Origin of the sequence: Edaphobacter sp. 4G125, from assembly GCF_014274685.1 — a bacterium.
Classification (GTDB): Bacteria; Acidobacteriota; Terriglobia; order Terriglobales; family Acidobacteriaceae; genus Edaphobacter.
This window is the reverse complement of sequence record NZ_CP060393.1, coordinates 2,076,188-2,096,539: the sequence shown is the minus strand read 5'-3', so window position 1 is coordinate 2,096,539 and position 20,352 is coordinate 2,076,188. Positions and strand designations below refer to the sequence as shown.

Genomic DNA, 20,352 nt, shown 5'->3' with positions numbered 1-20,352 from the left:
TTCTTACTTCATTTTGAAAGAGGTTCAATTCGCATGCCCCTGGACCGCAGAACATTCATCAAGACGGGCAGCCTCGCCGCCGCCGCTACCAGCCTTCACGTTCTCGCCGCAGAACCCAGTCAGGCGTCAGCCTCCAAATCCCCCAATGACAACGTCCACCTCGCCCTGATCGGCGCTGGAATTCAAGGACAAGGTGACACGCGCGCTGCTCTTCAGGTTCCAGGAGTAAAACTGGTCGCGGCCGCCGATTGCTACGATGGCCGCCTCACACATTGCAAAGAGCAATGGGGAACAGGCACCTCCAATAATGTCGACCTCTTCACCACCCGCGACTACCGCGAAATCCTCGCCCGCCCCGATGTTGATGCCGTTCTTATCGCTACCCCCGACCACTGGCATAAGACCGCCGCTGTCGACGCCATGAAGGCCGGTAAAGATGTCTATCTCGAAAAGCCGATGATCCATCTCTATTCCGATGGGCCCGAGATCATCAACACCGCAAAGTCCACGAATCGCATCCTTCAAGTCGGCAGCCAGCGTGTCAGCTCCATCGCCTATGCCAAAGCCAAGGAGCTCCTCGCCTCCGGAGCGATCGGTCAGCTCAATATGGTCTCCGCTCGCTGGGACCGTAACTCCTCAATCGGTGCCTGGAACTACTCTGTCCCCACTGATGCCAGTACTCAGACCTGCGACTGGCCTCGCTTCCTCGGCTCTGCACCAAAGATCCCCTGGAACCCAGAACACTTCTTCCAGTGGCGCAAGTGGAGCGCCTACGGCTCCGGAGTCGCTGGTGACCTCTTTGTCCATCTCTTCAGCGGAACTCACTTCATCACCGGATCCACAGGTCCAACCCGGGCCATGGCTACCGGTGGTATTCGCTACTGGAAAGACGGACGCAATGCCGACGATGTGCTCCTTGCTCTCCTCGATTATCCCCAGGGCTTCAACCTCAGCCTTCGCGTGAACTTTGTATCGGGAGGTGAAGAAAGCGAAGGATTTCTCTTCACTGGCTCTGAGGGAACTATGGAGATCGCCGGCCAAAGCGTCATCCTCACTCGTGTACCCCGCGAAAAAGAACCGGGCTACACCGTTTCGACCTTCGCCAACGCCGAACAGAAGAAGTTTCTGGATCAGTACCACGAGAAATATCCGACGACGCCCCCAACTGGCCCCGTCTACTCGGCTGTCGAGAAATACTCCGCTCCGAAGGGCTACTCCGACAGCGTGGATCACTTCCGCAATTTCTTCCGCTTCGTCCGCACGCGCCAGCAACCGATAGAAGACCCCACCTTCGGCTTCCGCGCCGCTGGAGCGGCTCTGCTCAGTAACGTTAGCGTCGAAAAGGGCGAAGTCGCCAAGTGGAACCCAGACACCATGAAGCTCGGCTGAAAAAAATAGGAATCCTGGGTGCGAACGTCCCTTCTCATCCAGGATCACCCATACGAACTGAGGAATTGTCCTCCTGAACAAACATAAAGTGTCATCCTGAGCGAAGCCCTCTCGTTGCTTTATCGTGAGAGGCGAAGTCGAAGGATCTGCGGTTCGCTTGAAGCGACCACTCTTCCTTCAAATATGGGAGAACAATGAAACTACGACTCGCCATCTTTGCCGCCGCACTCTGCACGCTCACTTCGCTTCCTGCACTCGCCCAATCCCCTGTCACCGACCGTCCCATCCGCGTCGTCATCGTCGGCCTGGTCCACGGACATGTAAAAGGCTTCCTCAACGCCTTGCCGAAAAATCCTGCGGCTCAGCTTGTCGGTATCGTTGAACCCAACACAGCACTCGCGCATCAGTACGCCACCCAATATCACCTCCCCGCTGCCCTCTTCTCCACCGATCTCGAACGGACTCTCACGACACAACACCCCGACGCCGTCCTCGTCTACACCACAATCCAGGATCATCGCCGCGTCATCGAGGCTGCTGCCCGTCACAACATCAGCTCAATGGTCGAAAAACCTCTTACCACTACGATGGAAGACGCTCTCGCCATTCGCCGTGCTGCCCGTGAGCATCACGTTCATGTTCTGGTCAACTACGAGACCACCTGGTACACCTCCAATGCTGAAGCCATCCGCGAAGCGCAGGCCGACCACCTCGGTACGATCCGCAGAGTCGTCGTGCACGACGGCCACGAAGGCCCCAAGGAGATCGGTGTCGGTCCCGAATGGCTCCCCTGGCTCACAGATCCCGTGCAGAACGGCGCTGGTGCCCTCTTCGATTTCGGTTGCTACGGCGCAGACCTGATGACTGTGTTGATGCACGGCAAGGCTCCTCTCTCCGTCACCGCTGTCACCCAGACCGATAAGCCCCAGATCTATCCGCACGTCGACGATGAAGCCACTATCATCATTCGCTATCCCGGTGCTCAGGCTGTCCTGATGCCCTCCTGGAATTGGCCTTTCGCTCGCAAAGATATGGAGGTCTACGGAGCCACCGGTTACCTCATCACTGTCGGCCCTAACGGCCTCCGCTCTCGTTATCACGGCGAAAAGGAAGAGTCGCAGAAAAATGCGCCACCACTCGCTTCTGAGCAGTCCAACTCGCTTGCTTATCTCGCTGCTGTTCTTCATGGAAAGATCAATCCACAGGGCGATCTTTCTTCGCTCGATACCAACATGATCGTTATGCAGATTCTCGATGCCGCACGCACCTCGGCTCAGACCGGACGCACCGTCGAGCTAAAACCGCTTCCTCAATAGACGTCCTAAATCTGCTCGTGCTTCCTGTCTCATCTTCTTCGCGACCGTAGCATTTGGACAGGAACCCCAACACCCCGCCGAATCTCCAAGCCTACGCCATGACCGGGACCGGATGGCTATCGCAACCCACTTTTCTTGTGCATCATCTCGGCACAAACCACACCGAGTCACTTTGGCGTGTCTTGGTTTGCATCCGCGTTACCGTCTTCCACCCCGAGAGTTCTCGTGGTACTCGTCGCGGCGCCTTTCAGGGCCTTGCGGACGTTCCGATAACTCTTGGTCAGCGCATTGCCGGTATTTCGCTGCGCCTTGTCCAGCGCCCGGTTGGTCTTGTCATTGGCAAGCACCAGTGCCGTGTCGGTGCTACGACCTCCAATAGCAACTCCGTTAACAGCGGAATTCCCTCCGTAGATCGCCGCCTGCGCGGGCCGCTTGGAGGGATTGGCCCATGCCACATCCGTCTCCGGAAGACGCTCCAGTCGCTTCACTCGAGCTTCGGTAAAATCGCTGCGCCGCATCTTGTCTGCCAGCGGCCACTGCGGCGACGCCACCCATACCGCGCCGTCCGCCGGATACAACCATTCGCCTAAGTTGACCACGTCTTCCGTCTTCATCTTGTCCATATCCGCGCAGTGGTCACCCCCACAACCGTGCGTGCATAACTCCTCGTTCAAAAACGAGCCATGCTTTCCCGAGGAAATCCATACCGTCGCACCTTGGTCCTCTGCCTCTAAGGTTGAGGCTCGCGTGATCTGGCTGGCATCGCACACCGTATCCTCATGCGCCGCGGCGTACCAATACATCGCTCTCCACTTCGACCTTCCCTCGCTACCGGATTCCCTCCGCAGCAGTACTGCAACGTGCTCGGCATCGAGCGCGTGCCCCATCTGTCCGCAGTCCTTCCGCCACAGATGATAGAAGTGCAACTCCAGCTCGTCCTTGCGGAGCGGGAACGCCTGCCCATACACCGTACCGTCATCGCTAACCACGGTCGGCACAGCCAGTCCTGGAGCAAACCGCGCCGGCTTCACCGAACAATCCTCTCTACTGATCATCCACCTCGGCTGGAACTGATCGAGCAGTTCCCCTTCCAGCACGTTGCTTAACCCGTCATGGTCACTGTCCGCCGCCGCAGCAGGCTTTGCCGCTTGCGCTACCACAAGCCCTCCAGCCGCACACCACAAAATCCCGGCGAAGACGATGCGATCCATGGGCTCATTCTCCCCTTCCTTTTTACAACGTGTCCAATTCCTTACCCGGCCAGCGAACATCCCATGATCATCCCGGAGCCACAGCAAATCCCTGCCCATTCTCACCGTGTCAAGTCTCTCTCCCGGTGGAAATCCCCTCGCTCCCTCCGTCTACACGGCGCCGCAACCCGCTTTCCGCATCACGAAATAAACCGGGAAAATCTGCAGAATTGATCCACGCTACTCGCTAAACTGTTAGTAAGGAACAAGTACATAAAAAGAAGTCTCCGGGATGAAATTCCGTCCCTGGGAAGTCCAAGGCTAAATTATCCATTTTGAATACTTTGTACACTTTTGGCAGGGAGGGGTATTGACGCCAAACAACAAGACGACAGAGGCCGGAGATCACTTCACGCAGGCCACAAAGGCTGCAAAATACATCCGTTCTCTTACCCCGCTCCAGCCTCGGCTTGGACTCATCCTCGGCTCCGGCCTGGGAGACTTTGCCGATCGTGTCGACAACGCTACTGCAATCCCCTACTCCGAGATCCCCAACTTCCCCGTCTCAACCGTTGCCGGACACTCTGGAAGATTGATCATCGGAACCATCGGCGGAATCCCGGTCGCCGTCATGCAGGGACGCGTCCACGCCTATGAAGGATATTCAATGGCCCAGGTTAGTTTTCCTACCCGCGTCCTTGGACTCCTCGGCATCAAACGTCTCATCGTCACCAACGCCGCCGGAGGCATCAACACTCGCTACGGTCAGGGAGCGATTGTGACTATCTCGGACCACATTAATCTCACCGGTGCCAATGCCGCTCTAGGGCCCAACGAAACCCGTTTCGGCCCGCGGTTCTTCGATATGACCCAGGCCTACTCTCCTGCCCTGCGCCTCCTTGCAAAAGAAGAAGCTGCCAAACAGGGCTGGAAACTCGACGAGGGTATCTACATCGCGGTCCTCGGCCCCAGCTATGAGACTCCCGCTGAGATTCGTGCCTTCCGCACTCTCGGCGCAGACCTCGTCGGTATGTCCACCGTGCACGAGGTCATCATCGCCCGTCACATGGGAATCGAGATCCTCGGCCTCTCGGTCGTCACCAATATGGCCGCAGGAGTCCTCGATCAGCCCATCAATCACGAAGAGGTCATGGAGATCGGACGTCGCATCGCAGGTCAGTTCACCGGCCTGCTCACCGCCCTGATTCCGAAATTAGCGAATAAGACATAACCCTATACCGAAGTATCGAATTGAACCGATAAATACAACGTGTCATCCTGGGCGAAGTTTGGCGCGATAGCGGCAAACAGGGTCGAAGGATCTGCGGTTCAATTCTGTTCTCGTAAAGAAAGGAGGTGCCCATGTCAAACGAACAACCCGAACAACTCCTCCTCCCGCAGCGCCCACTCATTCTAGGAGTGGGTGGCTGTTCCGGCTCCGGGAAGACCACTCTCGCTCGTGAACTGACCACGCAGCTCTCTGCAACGCTGTTGCCGCTGGACTTCTACTATCGCTGTCTTGGCCATGTGCCTCCCGAAGAACGCGCACTCCAGAACTTCGATCACCCAGACTCACTCGAACACAAACTACTCGCCCAGCATATCGAGGAACTCGCCGAAGGTCGCTGCATCGAACGGCCCATCTATGACTTCACCACGCACACTCGCGTGCCTGACCGCACCGAAACCGTCGTGCCCGCTCCGGTGCTCATCGTGGAAGGCATCCTCGCGCTCCACTATCCACATATCAGGAATCTTTACGACTTCAGCATCTACGTCAACGCGCCCAACGAAGTCTGCTTGAACCGTCGCATCTATCGCGACATGCTCGAACGCGGCCGCACCGAAGAGAGCGTCCGGGCCCAGTTTGAAGCCACCGCACGTCCCATGGCCGAACTCTACGTTCTCCCCTCGGCCCCACATGCTTCCATCACTGTTGAAGGAACGGACGCCCTCGACTGGTCAATCGAGCAGGTTTTACAGCGCCTCCACCAGCTTGGTCTCCTGCGTACCATCCACTACAACAGCCGTAGCGAACGATAGCTCAGCGACCATATCTACAATCTGTTCCCTGGCCTGCGCCGAAAGAACAAAACGATCTTCACGCTCCTGCACCACCGCGCCAAAACGCACCCGCGCCTGCACTCTTCGCATGCTCGCGAGCCGCACAATATGAGGAAATAGAAGAGCGTCACCCCACCAGCACACATCATTCGCGACTGAGTATTCTTCTTCCTCAACTGAGTAAGCGAGCGCCGCAGTCTGAAGCGCAACTCCTTCGTTCAACACTGAATGGAAAAGTCCGCGCCGAAACGGTAGAGTCTCTGACCCATTCGTCGTCGTCCCCTCAGGAAAGAACAGCACCGGAACTCCACTGCGATACGCTTCAGCCATCGCATGATTCACGGCAGGATAGGAAGGAGGCCCCCCACCCCGCACCACAAACACCGTTCCCGCCTGCTTCGTCAGCCATCCGATTCCAGGCCAACCGCGAACCTCAGCCTTGGCCACCATGATGAATGGCCGAATCGCAGCATAGAGAAGAATATCCAGATAGCTGAGATGGTTCGAAACCAACGCTCCATACTCAGGAAATCTGCCCTTCACACTCCACTCCACCCCGAGAGCACGAACGAGCCTGCGGCAGTAACGATGAATCTTTTCTGCACCCTCGGCAGCAGAACGAGCGGGTCGCAGAAAGAAATCTATGCCCAAGACCAGAAGGAGTCCCGTAACATGCAGGATTCTCCAAGCAGAACGAGCCCAGCGCAACTTCAGCACCTCTCGAGGAATCGCGCCGCTACTCGCGGATGCAGAGTCTGCAGGTCGAGCAGCGTAAGAAAGTCGATGGTCCGGAACTCATAGTCGATCGCGGGTTCTCCGCAAATCTTCGCTCCAATCGCGAGATAGGCCCGCAACAGCTTCGGTGCCCGCTCTATCACCACCGGTCCGTCAGGGCCGGGCATAGCGAAGGCCGGCGTCGGCCGTGTCAGCAACTCAGGCTCAACCATAAAGTCTTGGAGCGAAGCATGGACAGCATGTCCCATTTGCGGTTCGAGAGAATTGAGCGAGCAGCAGCCCATCATATAGCGGCCGCCGTTGGCCAGAGCATAACGCGCGATCCCGCGCCAGAGCAGATTGAGCACCTCTGGCGAGCGATGATCACGATGAATGCAGGCACGCCCCAATTCAACAATCTGGCTCCGCATCCTCTCATAAGGAGCAAAGCAGAACTCCTGCTCGCTGTAGTAACCAAAGTTGCGACCCGCTACATCTCCCATCTGCAACCGATAGGTTCCAACGATTGTGCCTGTCGCCCTCTCTTCCACGAGAAGATGGTCACAGACCTCGTCGTAACGGTCCTTATCGTAGCCGTCGACATAGGCTGACTCAAGTCCCTCGTTCATCTCGAGGTTGAAGACGAGAAAACGCAGTCGATAAGCAGCTAACCGGTCTTCCTCTGTAACCGCGAGGCGCGCAACATAAGGCCCTGCTTCGAGCCGAACCTCTCTTCGAGAAGAGGGCTCTGCAACGAAAACTGTAGAGACCAAAGGAAGAAGAATGACTTCGGAAGACCCTTTAACGCTAACCATCGACTCTCCTTGACGCCCAGGATGAGTGCTTCGAGGTCAGTCTGCTTGGATTTGTGTTACAGAATGTTCAAACCATGTGAAGATTCGTTGAATCAAAAATGGTGCACCGCTTCAGTACCCATTACTGCACGTGCCAGCTCACCCACGGCTACCCATGCCTCTTGTGCAGCCCGCTTACGATGGTCTGCATCAACCGAAAATGCAATCGGTTCCTCTGCAAAGCGAACTTCTGCTCGAACACCGCGCAAGCCCAAAAGGCGGAAGATGTGTGGCACAAGGATCACATCGTCTCCCCAGTAACAAACATCCTCTGTAACGGTGGCACTGCCGTTCCCTTCACCAAGGTGATAGCAGATATGGGCCGGAGTAATCTCTCCTCCTGCTGCCCGAGCCTGTGATAAAAGCCCACTGTGGAACTTTAGGAGACCGCTGCCATTAGAAGTTGTTCCCTCCGGGAAGAAGACAACCGGCAATCCTGCGTTGAAGGCGGACTCCAGTCCGGTTCGTGCTTTAAGCGCTGAACCACCATGTCCTCGCGCGACATAAACCGTGCCCGCCATATTCGTCATCCATCCCAGCACCGGATAATCGGCAACCTCTGCCTTCGAGACAAAGACGCAGGGATGCAATGCGGCAAAGACAACGATATCGAGGTAACTAAGGTGATTGGAGATTACGGCCCCCTGCTCCGGAAACTTTCCTGAGATCTCGACCTCGATGCCGAGACCACACAAGGCTGTGGATGCAAACCGGTGCAGCCATTCCGCCCGGGCCTGGCGAGTTGAAGGACGCCGGACGACGAGCTCTGTCCCGAAACGAACGAAATAGCCAGCAAGCTGAAAGCTCCGGGCGACCGACCGAAAGAAACTCACTCCGTCCTTATCCTCCCCTCCGCAGGAAGTCTATCCTGAGAAGAGCCGATTATGGATACACCAAGCCTCAAAGAAGGTAACGCCCCAAACATCTCAGCCGATCCTTCCGAGAATCGCAGCTTGCTGTACCGGCGGATCATATTGCCGATTCTGGCATTGCTTCGCCGGGGAGCTTCGCCCAGGCGCCTAGCCTGGAGCATCGCCGTCGGGCTACTGATTGGGATCAATCCGCTCCTCGGCACAACCACAATCCTTTGCTTTGCGGCAGCCATCGCATTGCGACTCAATATTGCCGCCTCCCAACTGGCGAATCACATGGTCTATCCGCTACAACTTCTCCTGTTGGTCCCTTTTCTGGAGCTTGGCAGCTACGCCTTTCATACGAAGCCCCTTCCCTTCTCCTCAAAGGCTCTATTGGAGGCCATTCGGAAGGATCCCATCGAATTTGGCCGCAGGATCTGGCGCTGGGAGTGGCACGCCTTCCTGGTTTGGGCGACCATCGCTGCCGTTCTCGTACCGCTGATTGCGCTTATCCTTACGCCAGTGCTCAGGAAACTTTCGACCCGTCTGCAACGATCAAAAAACAATATCGAAGACGATCGCTTTTTACAGAGCTAAAGCTATATATTCCTAATTCGCGCCATGGAACTCTTCAACCGGATCAGCGCTGCGAACCCAAGCGGTATAGATCATGTCACGAAGTTCAATCGCACCTGCCGCAAGCCGCTCTTCCGTAAAAGTCTTGGCCTCCGGGGTTCCAGTCCCAACAAAACCTCCGGCCTTCTCCAATTGATAGGTCTTTTCGACCAGGGTCGCGGAGTGGCGTAGATAGCTCATGTAGTCTGTCCACTCGTCGTTCAGCAGCTTCGGCTGAGAGGCCGCAACCAAAGGAGCAACATCGGTAGACCTGACGTTGGCAGTCACATAGATGGACTCGAAGAGCGAATGAATCTTGTGTGCCGTCGTATAGCCATTGGGATTGGGTCCTGTCCAACCGTTGTACTGGATCGTGACATGCAGTGGCTGGGCTCCATCGGCGACATAGTGACCGAGCCATGCCGCGTAATAAAGAATCGACGTCTCCGCGGGCTTGGTATCTTCTCCTGCCGCGAGCAGCTTGCGGTACTCACGCATACCAACCTTGAGTCGCTGCCAGACCTCTTCGGTCACGTAAGGCTGAAGACCCACCTTCTCGGGAGTCATCTGAATCTCGGGATGCGCAGCCTGTGCCTGCATCAGGGCGCGAACGTAGTCATAGCGCTTTTTCGGCAAGGTACCAATCAGGTCAGCTTGCTCAAAATCAATAAAATGTTCTGGAGCCTGGGCATCTCCTAACTCTTGTTCGGCGCGATTGCGCCACCGGTCGGGCTCGGGCCCAAGATACTCCATCGTGTCGAGAGCATTGCCGTTCCGCAGAAATGCGGGAACATCTTTGGGGAGATAGGTTGCCGCCAGCCGGTTGATCATACGATGACCATCGCCACCCCAGGCGAACGAAGGTTGAACCGACATCCACGGCACCAGGGCAGAGGCCATCACAAAACGAATCACACGGGCAAACTTAGGCATAACCCGAGTATATCTGGCCTATGGTAGCGGCTTCGATGCGCGGCTTTTCTGGTATTGCCACCAGAAGGCGAGGATGACAATACCGGCTCCCAGGAGATAGGTCACCATTCCCACCACCTGGGCACGGGCCTGAAACCTGTCATCGATCAATACCTTCCATAACCCCAACGACTCTTTCTCGCCGAGGACCCATTGCCCGAAGTTCCACATCACATGAAGCCCAATCGGAACGGCAAGTCCTCGGGTTGCAAGCGCTGCCATGCCAAAGAGCAGCGATCCTACAAAGACACCAAGGAAGGCGTTCCCCCATGTATAACCACCGCCCACATGTTCCAAGGCAAAGACAATAGCTACAATTAGCTGCGCTGCAAGAGACCCAAAGAAGCTCTCCATGCGTCGTAACGGATATCCACGAAAGGCCAGCTCTTCTCGACAGGCAAGCGACAGATATGCGAACAACGGAACAATTGCGGTCCACGCGTTCGTATGGGGAACTCGCGTCCAACGAGCGTGAGCTATCAGTGCAATAAAGAATGCCTGAACCGCTACGAGGGCAATCCCCAGTGTTGCTCCGAACAGAAGACGGGAGAGGCTTTGAATCCGAAAGGTCGCGCCAACATCCTTGAGCCGTATGCCATCCCAACGGCAAAAGATCCACGTAAGGAACCACGTTGCGATGCTTGTAACGATCCCCAGAGCGATCTGTGGCGCAAAGGCCGGCCGTTTCGGCATGTATGAAGAAGCAACAATGAGCAGAACCGCACAGGCGGCAAAGAAAAGGAGCACACGCGCAAAACCATACCAGCGCGAAAGAGAGGATTGTCTCATTTGCTTACACGACGACTTCCGCACCCTCGATAGCCATCGTCCCAAAGATACGGCGATAACGTTCGACCTCATCGACAGGGCCGGTCGCCTTGTGGGCGTTGTCGCTGAGCTTTACGGCGGGTCTCCCTTCAACAGATATAAGTTTGCAGACCAAACTGATTGGTTCAAAGTCATGTTCGCCACGCGGATGGCAGCCTCGGAAGTCGTTCGTTAGCAGGGTCCCCCACCCTGCACTGAAACGGATGCGATCTTTGAAATACGTCTGGAGCGCAATGATCTCGTCGACGTCCAGACCGTCGGAGGCAATCAAACGCTTACGGCGAGCGTCACGACCACGGCTCATCAACCATGCAATGTACTCATCACCGGCGACAAAAGGATCTTTGGAGTCGCAGCGCTGCCCCGTCCAGTCGGCAACCCAATCGGGTGCTCCCTGCAAAAACTGTGTGGTACCAAAGGTATCGGGGAGCAGAATGAGCAGCTCGCCACCGTAGCTTTGTTGCCAGAGTTCCAGTACACGGTACTGCGACTGATGCAGCTCTTCGTCAGAATTCGAGATCGCCGCCAGGGCCATGGGGAGCTCATGTGCGTTGGTTCCCATCGCTTCCATATCGTGTTTGTACGCAAGGTAAGTATTGGAGGTTCCAGAAAGACTTTCGCCAATCCCTGCCCGCATCGCCAGGACAACATATTCCTGCCAAAGGAAGGAGTGGCGACGCCGGGTCCCAAACTCGGAGATGCTAATCCCAGGCACTTTTCGCAACTTTTCGATCTTGTCCCAGAGCCGTGTTTTGGCACGAGCATAGAGGATGTCCAACTCCAGCTCACTGAGCTTGCTTAGAGCAGCCCGCGTCTTCATCTCGCTCAAAAGAGCAAGACCGTAGATCTCCCACATGGTCACCTCAGTCCAGAGGCCAGAGAAACGAAGAACCAGCTGACCATCGTGCTCTAGGACCTCGTAGTCCGAGAGGCGAAAATCTTTCTCCAGCCAGTCGAGGAACGCAGGCTCGAAGATAGTGCGTGTGCCATAGAATGTGTTCCCGGCCAGCCAAATAAGCTCGCTCTTGCGGAAGCGAAGTTGGCGCACATGCTCCATCTGTTCGATCAACACCTCCGCAGAGATCTGTTCAGCCAGGCGTACAGAAGTCGTTCGATTGGTGGTCTCCGAGGTAACGTGCACCCGTGGGAAGTTCTTCCAGATGAACTGCAGCATCAGCAACTTGTAAAAGTCCGTATCAAGTAGCGAACGGACGATCGGATCGAGCTTCCAATTGTGGTTGTGGGCCCTCTCAGCCAGGTTGACGTTCATGCCCTACAGTCTCACCTTTGTCACAGAACGGCGCAACTTCTGGTTGCGGACCCACTTCCCAGGAAGAGTTGCAAGTGCCAGCACTACATCAAGACTACAAAACGATGGGTCCGCTCGTTGGAGCCCTGGTTTCCCTTCTGAAATCGGCCCTGTTCGAACGCATTAAATTCACGTGAACCCTGCGCCAATCCAGTCTCAAACGTTGGTATCCTAGATAGGTTATGTCCACGAAAAAAGAACTCCTCGCCCAGCCCATTCAGCACATCGATATCAAGCAACACAACGTCGTGGCTCTGGTCGATGCCATGCAGTCAATGGCCTTCAGCTCGCGCGACACCGCCCGCGCCGCTTCGATCTACGAGATGATGCTCCGCGACACCGAATGCGGAGTGATCCTTTGCCTCGCCGGATCGCTGATCTCGGCAGGTTTGCAGAAGGTCATCATCGACCTCGTCCGCAACAATATGGTGGATGCCATCGTCTCAACCGGCGCCAATATCGTCGACCAGGACTTCTTCGAGGCTCTCGGCTTCTATCACTACATTGCCGGTGACGAGTACAAGTACGGCGAGCGCGACAATGTTCTGCGAGAGTTGATGATCGATCGCATCTACGACACCTTCATCGACGAAGAAGAGCTACGCATCTGCGACGAGACGACCCACCAGATCACCAATTCGCTGGAACCCCGCCCCCACAGCTCACGTGAATTCATCCGCGAGATGGGAGCCTACCTCGCCAAGAACGGCAAGACCCCGCAGAACGGTGGCAAGGATTCCATCGTGCTCGCCGCCTACGAGAAAAATGTGCCGATCTTCTGTCCGGCCTTCTCAGACTGCTCCGCCGGGTTCGGCCTAGTCGCCCACCTGCACGACCGTCAGGGCAAGCCCTCTGTCTCGATCGATTCGGGCAAAGACTTCTATGAGTTGACGCAGCTCAAAATCGCCAACCCAACCACCGGCCTATTGATGATCGGCGGTGGTGTGCCGAAGAACTTCGCCCAGGATATTGTCGTTGCCGCTGACATCCTCGGCGTAGAGGCCTCGATGCACAAGTATGCGATCCAGATCACCGTGGCCGACGCCCGCGACGGTGCGCTCTCCGGCTCGACTTTAAAGGAAGCTTCTAGCTGGGGCAAGGTCGATACGACCTATGAGCAGATGGTGTACTCGGAAGCCACCCTGGCGCTCCCCTTGATCGCCGGATACGCCTTCCACAAAAACGCTCAGGGTTCCCGCCAGGGGAAGAAATGGGCAACCATCCTGGATCAGGTCACCGTTGGAATTTAGCCCCTCCTGCGGACCAAGAGAAAAAGTCGCCTTCGGGCGGCTTTTTCTGTCTCTGATATTTTCGCCGTAGGAAAACTCAGCCTATTTCTCATTTAGGTTACTTTCGTTATACATTTTGAGGTGATAGGGTATACCCTACCGTTAGGAAACAGTGTCTATCTGCTTCACTTTTGGGGTTTAGGCTTGGTTAGCTCATTTCTCCCCGATCTTACTGCCAAGGTTACTTAAGGGTTATTCAGCATGGATATGCTCCTGGTTCTAGGGCTCATCTCTCTGACAGCTTTCACTGTGGTTTTACTACTTGCCTTTCTTCGCGCTCGCCGTTCGACGCGCGAATTGGCCGTCCAACTAATGGAGGCACGCGAGCAGCAATACCAAGACAAGAAACAGCTTTCGGAACGCTCCCAGCTCGATCGTCTGAAAGATGAATTCATCTCGACTGTCTCTCATGAGTTGAGAACCCCCCTTACCAGCATCCGGGGAGCGCTTGGCCTACTGGTTTCCGGAACGATGGGAGAGATGGATCCACGAGCACTTAATCTTCTTCGGATTGCGACTACAAACACTGACCGGCTGATCCGGCTGATTAATGACATCCTCGACCTGGAGCGGATGGAATCTGGAAGAGCTCCTCTTCAGATTCGGCGCTGCTCACTCCATGATCTCTGCCAGCAAGCCATTGAGACCATGACGCCCATGGCAGAAAATCACACAGTACATCTTGAACTCGTCCCCTATGTTTCAGGGCAGACGGGCTCCACCAACTCTCTCTTCTTCGATGGTGATCCAGACCGCATCCTTCAGGTGCTGACTAACCTGTTATCGAACGCCATTAAATTTTCTCCACCAGCATCGACGGTACGCGTCCATATCGATGCGACCTCCGATTCCATCCTGGTAAAGGTTGTGGACGAAGGTCGCGGAATACCCACCGATAAGCTCGATTCCATCTTCGATCGTTTTGAACAGGTGGAACATGCCGATGCAAAGCAGCGTGGAGGAACAGGGCTAGGGCTCTCCATCTGCCGGAGCATCGTTCAGCAGCACAGCGGTTCTATATGGGCCCAACGAAATCCGATCAAAGGTACAACGCTTTTCGTCATGCTACCCCGGACTGCACGGGCCAGCGACCTTCCTCTTCCAGAAACGACTCCTCTCGGCGCCAGTTCACAGCAAGAGATTCTTCTCTGCGACGACGACCCTGGCGTGCGCACCGTCGTGGCAGAAAATCTCATGCGCCGGGGATATACGGTGATAGAGGCAAGCAGCGGAGAAGAGGTACTCCGGCTGGCGTCGAAACAATCCTTTGGAGCTATCCTGCTTGACCTCTATATGCCTGGACTCAGCGGGTGGGAAACTCTGCAGCGACTTCGTAACAATCCTGTAACCGCTGCAATTCCGGTGGTCGTACTCAGCGTACTCTCTTCCGATCTCCGGTCTCAGCTTGCAGGAGAGGCTCAGGGATGGGTCCAAAAACCATTTAATGAGAATCATCTCTTCGCAGAGCTGAGCAGGGTTCTGCATCATGGAGAAGGATCCGCGCATATCCTTCTTGTGGAAGATGACGAAGACCTCGCCAGCGTACTGATTGCTAATTTTCGCGATGCGTCTGTACAAGTGGAACACGTGCAGAACCGACAGATGGCCATCCGCCATTGCCTCAATCGCCGACCCGACCTGCTCATTCTCGATCTGACCCTACCTGATGGGGATGGATTCTCCCTCGTAGAATGGCTTCGGCAGCAACCTCAGCTTCAGAGCATCCCCTTGGTCGTCTACTCCGGCCGCGAACTCTCGGACATCGAGAGAACGAAGCTGCGGCTTGGCCCTACAGAGTTTCTCACAAAGGCCAAAATACAACCGCAGGAAGTCGAGGGGCTGGTACTCTCGATGCTCCATCAGGTTCGCAACCGATTCACGAATCTGCTTTCGCGAGAACCCGCCGCCTAGTCTCCTCGCATCCCCTTCAGCACAGCTCTTATAGCGACATGAGAAGATGGAAGGGGTCATGCGCCGAATCCTGATTATTGATGACGAAGACGATATCCGTGAAGTGGCCTCTCTCTCTCTGGAGGCGACAGCAGGATGGCAGGTTTTTTCTGCTTCTTCTGGCGAGCAAGGGATTGAGATGGCAAGAATTCATCAGCCGGATGCGATCCTGATGGACGTGATGATGCCGGGTCAGGATGGCCCTGATACCTTCCTCCAAATGCAGGAGATTCCAGCCATCTCTCACATCCCTGTCTTGCTGCTGACTGCAAAAGTACAGGGCATGGACCGGCGGCGCTTCGCGGACCTGGGAGTTGCAGCTGTTCTCTTCAAACCATTCGACCCGCTCACCCTTGCTGCACAGATTACGGAAGCCCTGCACTGGGGTTCTGCACTCTCAAATTCTGCGCTGAAATAGATCACACAACATCGCACCAAAGTAACGCCACCAGGAACCATTTCCCCGATTAAGCCATACACTATTGACAAAGATCGTTTGAGGAATCGGAACCGCTAAACAGAGCATCTCGACGCAGCCGAGTCCAGAAGCCGGATATCCCATGGACCAAGCCTCCACCCCTGATCCCGCGATTCATAGCTTTCTACAGGAGATATGGCAACGCCATCTCCCATCAACACGTGCCCGCCTCGATCTTCTCGAAGATGCCATTCGCACAATGCTCAATGGAAACCTTGCGGAGGCGATGCGTGCCGAAGCGCAATCCGCGGCGCATAAGCTCTCTGGCAATCTCGGCATGTTCGGGTATATCGAGGCCGGAGAGGCAGCCAGCGAGATTGAACACATCTTCAAGCAGCCGACTCCAGAGAAACTCCCTCATCTGGTTTCTTTTATGCAGCAGCTCCGATCGCTCCTCGCGCCGCACCTGTAAATCATTTCGCCTGTCGCACTGCCCATCCCGCCAGATCAATCGCTGCATCAAACCCATCGAAATCTAATGGCAGGTTGTTTCTGCGGTCCACGTACTCGTTGTAAATCCATGGATCAACTACAGCAAACACGATTCCCTTGCCCACCTTGGCCACGGCCATAAGAACGTCTCCTTGATCGGTCAGGATCGACTTGGCAGGAGCCTCCGGAGTGATCGTAGAAATCTCTTTGAGATATGCCTTGTGGGCGTATTCGAAGATTCCGGTTCCCTTCGGAATCATCACTGTTCCCTGTGGCCAGTTGTTATTGTCGACCGTATTTCGCAGAACCGCATTAAAGTGGATGCCAAAACGCTCGCTCAGAGTATTGAAATGCTCAAACTCTGAGTTGTTCTTATCATTTTCCATCAGAATCAAAACCCCGCCCGCCTTGACCCAGGCTTCAATCGCATCTCCACTCGCTTTATCCATATAGTTCGGGTGAGGATTCTTAGCGGGGATGTCTGGAGAAGAGATGATATAGATCTGGGCTTTCTTTAAATCGGCTACGGTCGGCGCCGTTTTTAACGTATCGAGCCTTACACCATAACGCTGAAAGGCGCGGCCAAAGAAGGCAAAGCCCGAGTTGGCATCGTCATCCCATTTGTAGTGGAAAAGCTCCGCCTGACCTGCAGCATTCTTTCGCGTCTGCGAGTTGAACCACGCATCCACGAGAACAGTTTTTCCTTGCCCCAAAGCTTCTGTCGGAGCCTGCGCCATCTCCGATCCAGCGAGCAAAAATGCTCCGATGCCCTTTGCATCATTGAGGATCGTTTTCTCTCCGATGTAGTAATCGAAAGTTCCTGAACGGTAGGGTGTACCTCCTAGTCCGCCGACCTTCACCGTTCCTTTCAGGGCTGTTAGTCCATCGGGAGTTGCCGTCACGAACGCAGCCTGAATCGCACTCCAGCCACGACGAGCGGCAGATAGATCGGCTTGCGGAAGGTATCCCATGCGGACGCCTTTCGCAAGCGAATATACAAACATGCAGCTCGCTGAGGCTTCGGTAAAGTTCCCCTTCTGCGAGCTTTTATCCAGTACCTGCCACCAGAGACTCGTCTTCTTATCCTGATAAGTCACAATCGATTTCGCCACGCGATTCAGAGCACGAACAAGCTCAGGACGGTCAGGATGATCGACTGGAAACCAGTCCAACACGTCCACCAGAGCCATCGCATACCACCCCATCGCTCTTCCCCATGCTTCAGGGGACAGTCCAGTCTTCGGGTCGGCCCATTTCATCTGTTTCGATTCGTCCCATCCATGACGCAACAAACCTGTTCTTGCGTCACGCATGTGCTGGTCCATCAACAGAAGTTGCTTGGCAATGTCGTTGAAATCTTCCGGCTGTTGAAAGGTCGCGGCATACTCGGCGCGAAACGGTTCGGCCATATAAGCGCCATCGAGCCACATCTGGTTCGGATAAATCTGCTTGTGCCAGTAGCCTCCACTTGAAGTTCTGGGCTGCGACGCAAGCTGATCGTGAATGAACTTCGCCGCCTTGTAGTACTTTGGCTGCTGGCTCACACGATAGACCAGCAGTACAGACCGCCCCATCTCAATCTCATCCAAACTGTGAGCATCCGCATGATAGGTCTTGATGGTTCCATCTTCTGTGACGTACTTATCGACTGCGGCCTTGATGTAACGGTAGTCGTCGCCATTGGCGGTAGTGTGCCATTGTGCGGCCATTCCGTCCAATAAAACACCTTCTTCATATCCCCAAGCAGATGGATGATTTTGTGTCGAGACTACGCCGTTTGGCCATTGGCGCATCACGGATTCAGCCATCTTCGCAGATGGCTGATCGATCTTCAGCGCTCCCTCAGCCCAGGCTCCGGCACACCAAATCGCCTGGAACCCAATGGCACATCCAAAAGCCGCAACTCGAAACAACCCCATCTTCTACACCTCACAGCGCATCTAAAATCAGCAAGACAACAGCATACCTGCTCCTTCTCCTGATCTGCGAGTGCGGTTGACGTCAGATAAGAAGTAGAGAAAGATTCAGCTTAATTACACAACAATGAGGTCCAGACGCCTGCCGAGGTTCCGTTCGCTCCTGTGACGATCAGGTCGACGAAGTTTCCCGCGGGAATCGTAACGCTGACCGGTGAGGTACAGCTCGAGCCCGTGGAAACCGAACAGGATAAGGACGTATTCGCAAGTGAACCTGGTATTCCCATGCGCATCGTCACCGTAATAGTATTGCCCTGCTGCGAATAGACTGCTAATGATGTTGCCCCACACCCCTCAGGAATCCAGGTCAGAACAGCAGCAGTCTCATTCGCCGCCTGGTTTGTATTGCTGATGGAGTAATACGGCGTAGTAAATGAAACCGCGTGATAGACCGATGCAAAGGAGGCGCTTCCATTGCTTGCCCCGCCGCTGGCTGCTGCCCCTTGCGGAATCGTAAAGTTGAAAACCGCCGCAGCAGAAGTACCGGAGTTCGTCACCGAAGCCGGAGTTCCTGGCGCTCCTGTTGTAACTGTCCCGACACTGACCGTAGCTGCCTGCCCGCCCGGACCGGTTGCCCCTGCGCTTCCTTTCTGAGCCAACAATCCCCAGACCGTTGTGGAGGTATCCGGTTGCACTCCAATATTCGTCACGAATGCGAAATAGGTGCTGCCGTCATAGAAGACCGCGTCATTTGCGACATAACTTGTCGCCACCGACCATGCCCCTTTAAAGCTCACTCCGGCCGGTCCTGAAGGACCTTGTAACCCTTGGGGTCCAGTTGCTCCCACAGATCCTTGAGGACCCACTGGCCCCTGAACTCCCTGTGGACCTTGAATTCCCTGGACGCCAGTCACTCCAGGAGGTCCTTGCGTTCCCGCTGCAAACTTTCCCCAGACAGCAGGAGCCTGGTCCGGAAGATTTCCCTGGTTTCCATTCGTCAGAGATACATACCCGGCGCCATCGTAGGTCACGCCGTCACCAGCCGCATAAGTGACCGATGAAGAGTAAAGACCACGAAAGGTCATGCCCACAGGACCTGGAGGCCCGATTGCCCCTTGAGCACCTGTCGCCCCCTGAGAACTGAGAGGTCCCCACCACACAGAGCCTGTCGTCGGGACGTTTCCAAAATTACCGTTGACGAGCGAAGCGTAACTGCTTCCCTGCCAGAAGACGACATCGCCATACGAATAGGTCTTAACAAGGGAAAAGGTTCCTTGATAACCCATTCCCGGCTGTCCTGCTGGCCCGGCAGGACCACTCTCTCCTTGTGGCCCCGGTACCCCCTGAAGTCCCTGGGGGCCCTGTGGACCCACCGGTCCCATATCCCCCTTAGGTCCACTCACTCCTGTGTCACCTCTCGCCCCGGGGGACCCAACAGCTCCCGTTAGGCCGATCGGACCTTGCGGGCCGACAGGTCCCTCCGCCCCCTGCAATCCCGTTGCTCCGGTTGCCCCTGTATCTCCCTTTGGCCCTTGCGATACGAGCTGAATCTCAAGCGCAGGAGCATGACCGGTCAGATCATTTTCTTTGCTATCGAACTGCAAGATACCCGTATCCGACGTGAGAGCGATGCCATTGTTGCCGGAAGGCACGGCGATCCACCCCTGCACCAAAGGCGTTACATCAACCGTCACATAGGCTCCGGCTTGATTGACTGGAAACGACTGTACAGGGGCAGCCAACCCAGGACGTGTTGCATAGGTAACGCTGTACTCGCCCCAGCCTGCGCTGATCAAAGCAAGGTTAACCATGCCTGGCGCATCCGCTCGATTGCAAAAGAGTCGAAGTACTGCTCGGGAGATCTGAGAAGCTGTAGTCCCTGTCGGCAGAGTCCCCAGATCAAACTGAAGGAGGGTTGTATATCCGCCTCCTACATTCAGATTCGAAATAGTTCCGCTATTTGCGGTTGGTCGGGCCGAATTAATATGTGCGTCTGCTACTAATGTTGCTTCAATGGCCGATGCATGGACCGAGAGAAGTAGTATCAGGAACCCCGTCCACCACCGAAACATCAGGACTCGAACGCACCTTCTTGAAGATTCTCGCCAGCGCCCTCCGCAGCTCATCTAAACTGACAGAGGGCTGTCTGCTTTAACAACGATCCAAACTCTGCAATGCACGT

Annotated in this window: 18 protein-coding genes; 9 read left to right on the top strand and 9 right to left on the bottom strand. The window is 55.5% G+C overall.

Going from position 1 to position 20,352, the window contains the following annotated elements; genetic code table 11:
- The first annotated feature begins 33 nt into the window (after positions 1-33).
- Positions 34-1,389: a Gfo/Idh/MocA family protein gene (locus tag H7846_RS08755; protein WP_186696066.1), complete on the top strand. Its 1,356-nt coding sequence runs from the start codon at positions 34-36 to the stop codon at positions 1,387-1,389.
- Between the two features lie 194 nt (positions 1,390-1,583).
- On the top strand, positions 1,584-2,705 hold the full coding sequence (locus H7846_RS08750) for a Gfo/Idh/MocA family protein (RefSeq protein WP_186696065.1): 1,122 nt from the start codon (positions 1,584-1,586) through the stop codon (positions 2,703-2,705).
- 167 nt (positions 2,706-2,872) lie between these two features.
- On the opposite strand, the gene H7846_RS08745 is transcribed toward H7846_RS08750, so the two are convergent.
- Complete coding sequence (locus H7846_RS08745; protein ID WP_370561405.1) at positions 2,873-4,015, bottom strand: hypothetical protein; 1,143 nt, start codon at positions 4,013-4,015, stop codon at positions 2,873-2,875.
- A 250-nt stretch (positions 4,016-4,265) separates the two neighbouring features.
- Between H7846_RS08745 and H7846_RS08740 the strand changes: the two genes are divergently transcribed.
- Together H7846_RS08740 and udk are read left to right on the top strand one after the other, a co-directional pair.
- On the top strand, positions 4,266-5,126 hold the full coding sequence (locus H7846_RS08740) for a purine-nucleoside phosphorylase (RefSeq protein WP_186696063.1): 861 nt from the start codon (positions 4,266-4,268) through the stop codon (positions 5,124-5,126).
- Between the two features lie 131 nt (positions 5,127-5,257).
- On the top strand, positions 5,258-5,938 hold the full coding sequence (gene udk / locus H7846_RS08735) for a uridine kinase (RefSeq protein WP_186696062.1): 681 nt from the start codon (positions 5,258-5,260) through the stop codon (positions 5,936-5,938).
- Here udk and H7846_RS08730 read toward each other — a convergent pair.
- From H7846_RS08730 to H7846_RS08720, 3 genes are all read right to left on the bottom strand, one after another.
- On the bottom strand, positions 5,873-6,676 hold the full coding sequence (locus H7846_RS08730; protein ID WP_186696061.1) for a lysophospholipid acyltransferase family protein: 804 nt from the start codon (positions 6,674-6,676) through the stop codon (positions 5,873-5,875). The two genes, udk and H7846_RS08730, sit on opposite strands and share 66 nt — an antisense overlap.
- Positions 6,670-7,488 (bottom strand): GNAT family N-acetyltransferase, encoded by an 819-nt coding sequence (locus tag H7846_RS08725; RefSeq protein WP_186696060.1) that lies wholly within the window; start codon positions 7,486-7,488, stop codon positions 6,670-6,672. Before H7846_RS08725 ends, H7846_RS08730 begins: the two co-directional genes overlap by 7 nt.
- 92 nt (positions 7,489-7,580) lie before the next feature.
- Positions 7,581-8,360: a lysophospholipid acyltransferase family protein gene (locus H7846_RS08720; protein ID WP_186696059.1), complete on the bottom strand. Its 780-nt coding sequence runs from the start codon at positions 8,358-8,360 to the stop codon at positions 7,581-7,583.
- A 51-nt stretch (positions 8,361-8,411) separates the two neighbouring features.
- Between H7846_RS08720 and H7846_RS08715 the strand changes: the two genes are divergently transcribed.
- A complete protein-coding gene (locus tag H7846_RS08715; RefSeq protein ID WP_186696058.1) occupies positions 8,412-8,978 on the top strand; it encodes a DUF2062 domain-containing protein in 567 nt (188 codons plus the stop codon).
- A gap of 12 nt (positions 8,979-8,990) precedes the next feature.
- On the opposite strand, the gene H7846_RS08710 is transcribed toward H7846_RS08715, so the two are convergent.
- Genes H7846_RS08710 through pncB form a run of 3 tightly spaced genes read right to left on the bottom strand, consistent with a single transcriptional unit; the run spans position 8,991 to position 12,066 of the window.
- Positions 8,991-9,929: a S1/P1 nuclease gene (locus H7846_RS08710; protein WP_186696057.1), complete on the bottom strand. Its 939-nt coding sequence runs from the start codon at positions 9,927-9,929 to the stop codon at positions 8,991-8,993.
- A gap of 18 nt (positions 9,930-9,947) precedes the next feature.
- Positions 9,948-10,757 carry a CPBP family intramembrane glutamic endopeptidase gene (locus tag H7846_RS08705; RefSeq protein ID WP_186696056.1) on the bottom strand — a complete coding sequence of 270 codons (810 nt, stop codon included), beginning with the start codon at positions 10,755-10,757 and terminating at the stop codon, positions 9,948-9,950.
- A gap of 4 nt (positions 10,758-10,761) precedes the next feature.
- Positions 10,762-12,066 (bottom strand): nicotinate phosphoribosyltransferase, encoded by a 1,305-nt coding sequence (pncB, locus tag H7846_RS08700; protein ID WP_186696055.1) that lies wholly within the window; start codon positions 12,064-12,066, stop codon positions 10,762-10,764.
- 221 nt (positions 12,067-12,287) lie between these two features.
- Between pncB and H7846_RS08695 the strand changes: the two genes are divergently transcribed.
- The 4 genes from H7846_RS08695 (at position 12,288) to H7846_RS08680 (ending at position 16,234) form a co-directional block, all read left to right on the top strand.
- Positions 12,288-13,355, top strand: coding sequence for a 1,9-bis(guanidino)-5-aza-nonane synthase (locus tag H7846_RS08695; protein ID WP_186696054.1), 1,068 nt, complete (start codon positions 12,288-12,290; stop codon positions 13,353-13,355).
- A gap of 240 nt (positions 13,356-13,595) precedes the next feature.
- On the top strand, positions 13,596-15,305 hold the full coding sequence (locus H7846_RS08690) for a response regulator (RefSeq protein WP_186696053.1): 1,710 nt from the start codon (positions 13,596-13,598) through the stop codon (positions 15,303-15,305).
- A 58-nt stretch (positions 15,306-15,363) separates the two neighbouring features.
- Positions 15,364-15,762, top strand: coding sequence for a response regulator (locus H7846_RS08685; protein WP_186696052.1), 399 nt, complete (start codon positions 15,364-15,366; stop codon positions 15,760-15,762).
- 142 nt (positions 15,763-15,904) lie between these two features.
- Complete coding sequence (locus tag H7846_RS08680) at positions 15,905-16,234, top strand: Hpt domain-containing protein (RefSeq protein WP_186696051.1); 330 nt, start codon at positions 15,905-15,907, stop codon at positions 16,232-16,234.
- 1 nt (position 16,235) lies between these two features.
- Here H7846_RS08680 and H7846_RS08675 read toward each other — a convergent pair whose 3' ends face one another.
- Both H7846_RS08675 and H7846_RS08670 read right to left on the bottom strand, forming a co-directional pair.
- On the bottom strand, positions 16,236-18,173 hold the full coding sequence (locus H7846_RS08675; protein WP_186696050.1) for a glycoside hydrolase family 88/105 protein: 1,938 nt from the start codon (positions 18,171-18,173) through the stop codon (positions 16,236-16,238).
- A 110-nt stretch (positions 18,174-18,283) separates the two neighbouring features.
- Positions 18,284-20,242, bottom strand: a complete 1,959-nt coding sequence (locus tag H7846_RS08670; RefSeq protein WP_186696049.1) for a DNRLRE domain-containing protein — start codon at positions 20,240-20,242, stop codon at positions 18,284-18,286.
- Between the last annotated feature and the right edge of the window lie 110 nt (positions 20,243-20,352).